This is a genomic window from Nocardia sp. NPDC060249 (assembly GCF_042728755.1).
GTDB lineage: Bacteria > Actinomycetota > Actinomycetes > Mycobacteriales > Mycobacteriaceae > Nocardia.
Map to the genome: position 1 here is coordinate 165,702 of NZ_JBHXAQ010000010.1, position 7,580 is coordinate 173,281.

A 7,580-nucleotide genomic window follows, 5' to 3' on the forward strand; every position below is an offset into this window, starting at 1 on the left:
TTCCATGGGCGCCACCATCGACTGGTTGCGCACCACCACCCCCGGGTTGCTGGTGCTGTGCGGTCTCGCGATCGCTGTCCTGCTCATCGCCATCATCAAGGTCAAGCTGGAGCCGTTCGTCGCGCTGCTGCTGACCGGACTCCTGCTGGCGCTGGCCGCCGGGCTGCCGATCTCCCAGATCGTCGGCACACCGCTGAAAGCCGGTGAGTCACTGCTGGAAACCGGCTTCGGTGGCATCCTCGGCCATATCGCGGTGATCATCGGTCTCGGCACCGTGCTCGGTGCGATCCTCGAAAGATCCGGTGGCGCCGACGTTCTCACCGACAAACTGCTGAAGATGTTCGGTGAGAAGGGCGCTCCCGTCGCGATGGGCCTGCTCGGACTCATCTTCGGCATCCCGGTGTTCTTCGACATCGGCATCTTCGTGCTCGCGCCGCTGGTCTATGTCGCGGCCAAGCGCGGCGGACGATCGCTGGTCCTCTACGCCATGCCGATGCTCGCCGGACTGTCGATGACGCACGCCTTCCTGCCGCCGCACCCCGGTCCCGTCGCGCTCGGTGGGCTGCTCGGGGTGAGCCTGGGCTGGCTGATTCTCATGGGCTTCGTCTGTGGCATCCCGGGTTTCATCGCCGCGGGCATCGTGTGGGGCACCTATATCGGTAAGCGCGTGCAGGTGTCGGTGCCCGAGGAGTTCGTTCCGTTGGAGCCCGAACCCGAGCCGGAGCCGGCCGATGGTTCGGGTGGGACGGCGGTGCTCACGAAATCGCCACCCTCGGTCGCGCTGATCGGCGGCATCATCGCGATCCCGCTCGTGTTGATCCTGGGCGCCACGTTCGGCTACCAACTGCTGGCGAAGGATTCGACGCTGCTGCAGGTGCTCACCTTCTTCGGCACCCCGGCGGTCGCGCTGCTCATCACCGTGCTCGTCGCGTTCTATCTCCTCGGGATCCGGCGCGGTTCGACAGTGCAGGAACTGAGCACCATCACCGCCGAATCGCTCAAGCCGGTCGGCATGGTGCTGCTGGTGGTCGGCGCGGGCGCCTTCTTCGGCAAGGTCATCTCGGCCACCGGCATCGGCTCGGCCCTGGCCGACACGATGTCGGCGGCGGGACTGCCGATCATCGTGCTCGCCTACCTGATCAGCTGCGGACTGCGCATCGCCCAGGGTTCGGCCACGGTCGCCATCGTCACCACCGGCGGCATCGTCGCACCGCTGGTGGCCGAGCAGGGCTATTCACAGATGTCGATCGCGCTGATCGCCATGGCGATCGCGGCGGGCTCGATCATCCTCAGTCACGTCAACGACGGCGGCTTCTGGATCATCGCGAAGTACTTCAACATGACGGTGAAGCAGACACTGCAGACCTGGACGGTTCTCGAAACCATCCTGTCGGTGGTCAGTTTCGCGGTCGCGGCCCTGCTGTTCTCGATCGTCTGACACCTACCACGAAGCCGGGCTGCCCCACGGGTCAGCCCGGCTTCGTATGGCACGTCAGCCGAGGAGCGCGCGTGTCAGCCGGGCGAGCGCCTCGCGCGGGTCCTTGCCTGCTTCCGCGCCGGTCAGCCGGTGGACGACGGCGCCGTCGAGATAGTCGACGAGGATGCCGGTATCGGCCGCGCCCAAACCGACCGAAGCGGCCATCTCGACAGCCCAGGCGCGCAGTCGCTGGTGCCCACGATCCACCGATTCGGCCAGAGCGGGCATCGTCTGCGACTCGCCGAACAACGCCAAACGGGCCTGAGTACGGATACGGTCGATGGTTGTCGCGTGGGTGACGAACAGGGCGAGACCGTCGATCAGGTGGTCGATGGTGGCGGGGCCGAGAGTGCGGTTCAGCATCTCCCAGTCCGCGTGATCGCGCTGCTCGAGGCGTTCGGCCACGCCGCAGAGCAGCGCTTCGCGTGTACGGAAATAGTTGGATGTCGAACCCGGTGGCAGGTCGGCGAGCCGGTCCACTGCGCGGTGGGTGAGCGCCCGCGATCCACCGGTGCCCAGCACCTCGATCGCGGCATCGAGAACCCGCTCGCGTTTGGTAGCCACTCGCTGATACTACGCCCGTAGTGAATCGCACTACATTCGTAGTGTGTTCACTACGGCCGTAGTACCTTCAGGTCGTATCCGAAACAAGGGAGTGTGCGATGTCCACAGCGATCGTTGTCGGTGGCGGGATCGGCGGCATGGCCGCGGCGCTCGCGCTCGCCGGGAAGGGATGGTCCGTTCAGGTGCTGGAACGAGCGCCGGAGGTGGCGGAGGTCGGGTCGGGGATCTCGCTGTGGTCCAACGCCTTGCGGGCGCTGGATGCCCTCGGTGTCGGTGACACGGTCCGTGCGCAGGGTCTGGCGGAAGTGTCGGCCGGAATCAGAGACCACCGTGGGCGCTGGCTCTCACGCACCGATGTGGCGACACTGCGCGCACGCTTCGGTGCTCCGGTGGTGATCCACCGTGCCCGGTTGCTCGATGTTCTGCGCGCGGCGCTTCCCGAAGGTGTGGTGCGCACCGGTGTTTCGGTAAGCGAGGTGACGACCGACGGGGTGGTCGTGCACTCCTCGGGTACCTCGTCCGCTGATCTGGTCGTGGGCGCCGACGGGATTCACAGCGTCGTCCGGCGTGCGGTCTGCGGCGAAGTCTCACCACGCTACGCCGGCTACACCGCCTGGCGCGCGGTGGTCGACATCGACGAGCCGCTCACCGAGTTCGGTGAAACCTGGGGTCGCGGAGCACGTTTCGGCATGGCACCGCTCGCGGACGGACGCGTCTACTGCTTCGCCGTGTACGACGCCCCCGAAAACCTCCCCGGCAGCCTCGCCGAAGTGCGCGATCGCTTCGGCGGCTGGCACCACCCGATCTCGGCCCTGCTCGCGGCCGCGGACCCGAACACGGTGCTGCACAACGACATCTACGACCTACCGGCGCTGCCGACCTTCACCGCCGGCCGCATCGCCCTGCTCGGCGACGCCGCCCACGCGATGACACCGAACCTCGGCCAGGGTGGCTGCCAAGCCCTGGAAGACGCAGTGGTCCTGGCCCGCTCGGCCGACGAGCCCGACGGCCTTGCCCGCTACGACCGAGAACGACGCCCCCGCACTCAGATGATCGTCGCCCGCTCCGCCCGGATCGGCACCGTCGCCCAACTGTCCGCACGCCCCCTGGTCACCCTCCGCAACACCGCATTGCGCCTCACACCGACGTCGACCCAATTGCGCTCCATGGCAGCGATTCTCGACTGGACCTGTTAGCGGTCAGACCTGCTTCCTCCGCGGTGTCTGCGAGTCCTCGCTTCACGCGCACGCCGCCTTGTGGTCGTGACTGGGAATGATGCGAACAGCGCTGCGAATCGCGTGCGGCCGGTGGACAGTTCGCCAGATCTCGGTGTGGTTGTTGTCGGCCGGCCTTCCCGGATAGCCCGACTTCTGCTGTAGTTCCTCGACCCCGCCATCGAGTTCAGCCGGTGGGGTACATCGAAGTCGGCGTAGGTGTCGCGGTATCGGTGTGCCTAGGTGGTCGTCGCGCGGTGGTATCGGGCGAGCACGGCGGCGGCGGTGGCGGTCATGGTCGCGCGGAGTTCGGGTGGGGAGAGGACTTCGATGTGTTCGCCGAGGGGGAGCAGGGCGTGGGCCAGGACTTCGTAGGACTCGGCGGGGATGGTGATCTCGGCCCAGCCGTCGGCGTCGGGGGTACCCGTCGAGGCGAGCGCCGCGCGGACGGCGGCGGGGTCGTTCATGAGGCGCAGCAGGCTCAGATGGCCGGTGGAGATCCGGCAGTGCGCGCTGACTCGCAGCATGGATCGGGCGAACTCCTCGGCGGCGGACTGCCAGTGCTCGGCGAGGTCGAAAGTTGCCGGGCGGGTGAACGAATCGCCGGTGTGGACGGCGGTGGCGATGCGGCTCGCCCGGTACGAGCGGATGTCGGTGTGGTCGCGGGCGATCAGATACCAGGTGCCTGCCTTCATGACCAGGCCGAGTGGGTCGAGAGTCCGCTCCACCGTGCGGTCGCGGCGGCGGTAGGTGATCGCGAGGCGGCGGTCGTGCCAGAGGGCGTCGGCCACCGTGGCGAGGGTGGGGGTGTCGTCGGGGCGCTGGAACCAGCCGGGCATGTCGATGTGGACCCGTTCGGCGATCCGGGTGGCCCGGCCGCGCAGTTCCGGCGGGAGCGCGGCGAGCATTTTCAGCTGGGCGGTGGCCAGTACGGTACCGAGGCCGAGATCGGCGGCGGCGCCGGGCAGACCGGCGAGCAGGACGGCGTCGGCTTCGTCGGAGGTGAGGCCGGTGAGCCGGGTGCGGTAGCCGTCGATCAACCGGACACCGCCACCGCGCCCCGGCTCGCTGTAGACCGGAACGCCCGCCTCCGAGAGCGCTTCCACGTCCCGATACACCGTGCGCACCGACACCTCGAGCTCCCGTGCCAACTCACTCGCGGTCGCGCCGCCGCCGGCTTGCAACAGGAGCAGCAACTGCACCAACCTGCTTGCTCGCATCTCGCGAGACTAGCCGCCAAACCTGACACAAGATGTCAAGGTTGGGTCGTACCGTACGAGATATGACCACGTGGAGCCAGTTCACCGAAGAAGCACCGAGCATCGCGGCCCTGTTCCAGCGCAGGCACCAGGCCACCGGCAAACTGTGCATGCTCGCCACCCTGCGCGCCGACGGATCGCCCCGCATCAGCCCGATCGAGCCGATGGTCTTCGAGGACATGCTGATTTTGGCCGGCATGCCGAACACCCGAAAATTCGACGACCTCGCCCGCGACCCACGCTTCTGTCTGCACACCGCCACCGTCGACACCATGGTCTCCGACGGCGACGCGAAACTCTTCGGCACCGTCACCGACCTCCAGGACGAAGCCGTCCACGCTCGCTTCGCCCAAAAGCTGTTCGACGACAGCGGTTTCGACATCCGTGGCGAGAAGTTCGACCACTTCTACGTGGCCGATCTCACCGGCGCCTCCACCGTCGAAACCGGCGACGACCACCTCGACATCACCGTCTGGAAGCCGGGCGAGGGCGAAACCATCGTCCGCAAGCACTGAGTCGTCCGCGCGAACGATTGATTATGACTGTCCGGTCAGTCATAATCGTGGCATGCCGAAAAGAGTGGACGTGAATGCCCGGCGCACCGAAATCCTGGATGCGGCCGTTCGGGTGTTCGCGCGCAAGGGCTTCGCCGCGTCCCGGATCGAGGATGTCGCGGCCGAGGCGGGTGTCGCGAAAGGCAGCGTCTACCTCGCGGTCAGCAGCAGGGAGGAGTTGCTGACCGCGGCGTTCGACGAGTACCGCGCTCGCGCGCAGGAACAGCTCGCGACTCCTGGCACCGGTTCGGCGCTGGATCGGCTGGCCGCGCTCATCCGGGCGACCGTCGCGATGCTGGCCGCTCATCCCGACCACGCCCGCGTGCTGCTGGATGTGTGGGCCGCGCGCACCCCGATCGACATGGCCGCCGTGTACGCGGAATACCGCGCGGCGATCGCCGAGCTGCTGCGTGAGGCAGGCGCCGACGGGCAGTTGCGGGCGGGGTTCGGGCCGGAGCACGCGGCGGTGATCGTCGGTGCGATCGAAGGCTGCCTGGTGCAGTGGCTCGCCGACGAACAGGTGCGGTTCGTCGACCTGGCCGAACCCATCGTGCAGATCTGTGTGGAAGGCATCCGGCGATGACGATCACCGACCGGCTGATCGCCCCGAACACGACGAGAAGTGAAGCCGCCCTGTGCTATTCGGCGGCGCTGGCGGGCGCGGTGACCGCCGGTCTGCTGGCGCGAAACGCCGGCGGATCCGCGCTGGTGATCATCGTGGTCGCGCTGGTCGGGTTCGACCTGTTCGGCGGCGCGGTGGTGAACGCGACCGACTCGGCGAAGCGCTGGTTCCATCGGCCCGGCCGCGACGCCCGCCACCACCTCGCGTTCGTGGCGATCCACGGCCAGCCGTTCCTGCTCGCTCTCGTCGTGCCCGGGTTCGGCTGGTGGACGGCGGCCGCGATGTACGGGTTCGTCGTCGCGGCCGCCGCAGTGGTCACCTCGACGCCATACCGCCTCCGCACCCCGGTCGCCTTCGCCGCCACCGTCTTCGGTGTCGCGATCACCGCAGCCGTGCTCGCGGTCCCCACCTTCCTGCTCTGGTTCGGACCGGTTCTGCTGATCAAGCTTCTGCTGGCCCACCTACTGCCGGAGCCGGGCGCTGCCGACGACCGGCTGCCGATCACGCCGCGGCCGGTGTGAGCGATCGCCCGCGCGCGGTTTCGGGGATCGGGCGGGCCGCTGTGCCACGATGACCTGCATGGATCTGCTCGCTTCCGAGGGTGTCGGCGATCCCTCGCCGATCGTCTCGCTGTTCTGGATCGCGCTCATCGCGGTGGTGGCACCGCTGCTGTCGCGGCTGGTGCGCGGGTATCTGCCGGATGTGGTGATCCTGCTGGTGGCCGGGGCGGTGGTCGGGCCGCATGTGCTCGGGTGGGCGAGCAGCGCCGGCGGGGTCGATCTGGTCAGCGAGCTGGGACTGGGGATGCTGTTCCTGCTGGCGGGCTACGAGCTCGATCCGCAGTTGCTGCGCGGCCGCTCGGGGCGGACGGCGTGGGTCGTGTGGGTCGTGTGTCTGCTGTTCGCGTTCGTGATCGTCATGGTGGCGACCGACACCTCCAACGGCACGCGCGTCGCGGTCGCCATCGCGTTGACCTCGACCGCGCTCGGCACCCTGCTGCCGATTCTGAAGCAGGCGGGAATCCTCGACTCACGGCTGGGGCGGGCGGTGATGACGCACGGCGCGGTGGGCGAGCTGGGGCCCATCGTGGCGATGTCGGTGCTGCTCACCAGTCGCGATGCGGGCAGCGCGGTGGTGGTCGTCGTGATGTTCGTGGTGGCGGCCGTGGTCGTCGGATTCGTGCCGGTGCGAATGCTCGGCCGCATGCCGGATCTGGGCGCCGGGCTGGCGAGGCTGGGCGGTGGCACCTCGCAGCTGCCCGTGCGCGGGGTGGTGCTGCTGCTGTTGGTGCTGATGGTGGTCGCCGAGGTCTTCGACCTGGACGTGGTCCTCGGCGCGTTCGCCGCGGGCATGATTCTGCGGCGGCTCATCGCGGCGGGGCACCCGGACGTGGACTTCTCGCTCGAGGCCATCGGGTACGGGTTGCTGATCCCGGTGTTCTTCGTGGTGTCGGGCATGGGCATCGATGTGGCGGCGGTCGGGCGGAATCCGGCGCTGTGGTTGTGGTTCGTGGTCACCATCGCGATCGCCCGCGGGTTGCCGGTCTGGCTGAGCGAGCGGTTCGTGCCGCGCGTGGACACCCTGCCGACCGGGCGCGAGCGCGTCGAATTGGCTCTCTATGCCGCGACGGGCCTGCCGATCATCGTCGCGGTGACCCAGGTGGCCACTCAGGCGGGCCTGCTGACCGCTGATGTCGCCTCGATCCTGGTTGCTGCGGGCGCGACGACCGTGCTGGTGTTTCCGCTGGTCGCGCGCCTGATCGGGGCGCCGGAGGCGAAGTCGGTCACACCCGCTCATGAATGAGCTTGCATAGTCGTGCATAATCATCACATGGTTGATTCCGCCAACATAACCCCAGCTCACGGCATTTCAGCCTAAATGCTGGCTGAC

Annotated in this window: 8 protein-coding genes; 6 read left to right on the forward strand and 2 right to left on the reverse strand. The window is 68.1% G+C overall.

What is annotated here, in order from left to right:
* The first annotated feature begins 4 nt into the window (after positions 1-4).
* Positions 5-1,438 carry a GntP family permease gene (locus ACFWFP_RS27915; protein ID WP_379299823.1) on the forward strand — a complete coding sequence of 478 codons (1,434 nt, stop codon included), beginning with the start codon at positions 5-7 and terminating at the stop codon, positions 1,436-1,438.
* 54 nt (positions 1,439-1,492) lie between these two features.
* Here the strand turns inward: ACFWFP_RS27915 and ACFWFP_RS27920 are convergent, their stop codons facing one another.
* The gene (locus tag ACFWFP_RS27920) at positions 1,493-2,041 is read right to left on the reverse strand and encodes a TetR/AcrR family transcriptional regulator (RefSeq protein WP_379299825.1); all 549 of its coding nucleotides are present in this window, start codon (positions 2,039-2,041) and stop codon (positions 1,493-1,495) included.
* 98 nt (positions 2,042-2,139) lie between these two features.
* Here ACFWFP_RS27920 and ACFWFP_RS27925 point away from each other — a divergent pair, with 98 nt between their 5' ends.
* A complete protein-coding gene (locus tag ACFWFP_RS27925; protein WP_379299827.1) occupies positions 2,140-3,237 on the forward strand; it encodes an FAD-dependent monooxygenase in 1,098 nt (365 codons plus the stop codon).
* Positions 3,238-3,494: 257 nt separating this feature from the next.
* Here ACFWFP_RS27925 and ACFWFP_RS27930 read toward each other — a convergent pair whose 3' ends face one another.
* Positions 3,495-4,475 carry a helix-turn-helix transcriptional regulator gene (locus tag ACFWFP_RS27930; RefSeq protein ID WP_379299829.1) on the reverse strand — a complete coding sequence of 327 codons (981 nt, stop codon included), beginning with the start codon at positions 4,473-4,475 and terminating at the stop codon, positions 3,495-3,497.
* Positions 4,476-4,537: 62 nt separating this feature from the next.
* Here ACFWFP_RS27930 and ACFWFP_RS27935 point away from each other — a divergent pair, with 62 nt between their 5' ends.
* From ACFWFP_RS27935 to ACFWFP_RS27950, 4 genes are read left to right on the forward strand one after another with little or no spacing between them, the layout of a single operon-like run.
* Positions 4,538-5,029, forward strand: a complete 492-nt coding sequence (locus ACFWFP_RS27935; protein ID WP_379299831.1) for a pyridoxamine 5'-phosphate oxidase family protein — start codon at positions 4,538-4,540, stop codon at positions 5,027-5,029.
* A gap of 52 nt (positions 5,030-5,081) precedes the next feature.
* On the forward strand, positions 5,082-5,651 hold the full coding sequence (locus ACFWFP_RS27940) for a TetR/AcrR family transcriptional regulator (protein ID WP_379299833.1): 570 nt from the start codon (positions 5,082-5,084) through the stop codon (positions 5,649-5,651).
* Positions 5,648-6,211 carry a hypothetical protein gene (locus ACFWFP_RS27945; protein ID WP_379299835.1) on the forward strand — a complete coding sequence of 188 codons (564 nt, stop codon included), beginning with the start codon at positions 5,648-5,650 and terminating at the stop codon, positions 6,209-6,211. The genes ACFWFP_RS27940 and ACFWFP_RS27945 overlap by 4 nt, the downstream gene beginning before the upstream one ends.
* Before the next feature lie 58 nt (positions 6,212-6,269).
* The gene (locus tag ACFWFP_RS27950) at positions 6,270-7,493 is read left to right on the forward strand and encodes a cation:proton antiporter (RefSeq protein WP_379299837.1); all 1,224 of its coding nucleotides are present in this window, start codon (positions 6,270-6,272) and stop codon (positions 7,491-7,493) included.
* The last annotated feature ends 87 nt before the right edge of the window (positions 7,494-7,580 follow it).

Excerpts from the sequence above, each read along its gene's own strand:
- ACFWFP_RS27915 (WP_379299823.1), top strand. The coding sequence starts at position 5 with ATGGGCGCCACCATCGACTGGTTGCGCACCACCACCCCCGGGTTGCTG.
- ACFWFP_RS27925 (WP_379299827.1), top strand. The coding sequence starts at position 2,140 with ATGTCCACAGCGATCGTTGTCGGTGGCGGGATCGGCGGCATGGCCGCG.
- ACFWFP_RS27930 (WP_379299829.1), bottom strand. The coding sequence starts at position 4,475 with ATGCGAGCAAGCAGGTTGGTGCAGTTGCTGCTCCTGTTGCAAGCCGGC.
- ACFWFP_RS27935 (WP_379299831.1), top strand. The coding sequence starts at position 4,538 with ATGACCACGTGGAGCCAGTTCACCGAAGAAGCACCGAGCATCGCGGCC.
- ACFWFP_RS27940 (WP_379299833.1), top strand. The coding sequence starts at position 5,082 with ATGCCGAAAAGAGTGGACGTGAATGCCCGGCGCACCGAAATCCTGGAT.
- ACFWFP_RS27945 (WP_379299835.1), top strand. The coding sequence starts at position 5,648 with ATGACGATCACCGACCGGCTGATCGCCCCGAACACGACGAGAAGTGAA.
- ACFWFP_RS27950 (WP_379299837.1), top strand. The coding sequence starts at position 6,270 with ATGGATCTGCTCGCTTCCGAGGGTGTCGGCGATCCCTCGCCGATCGTC.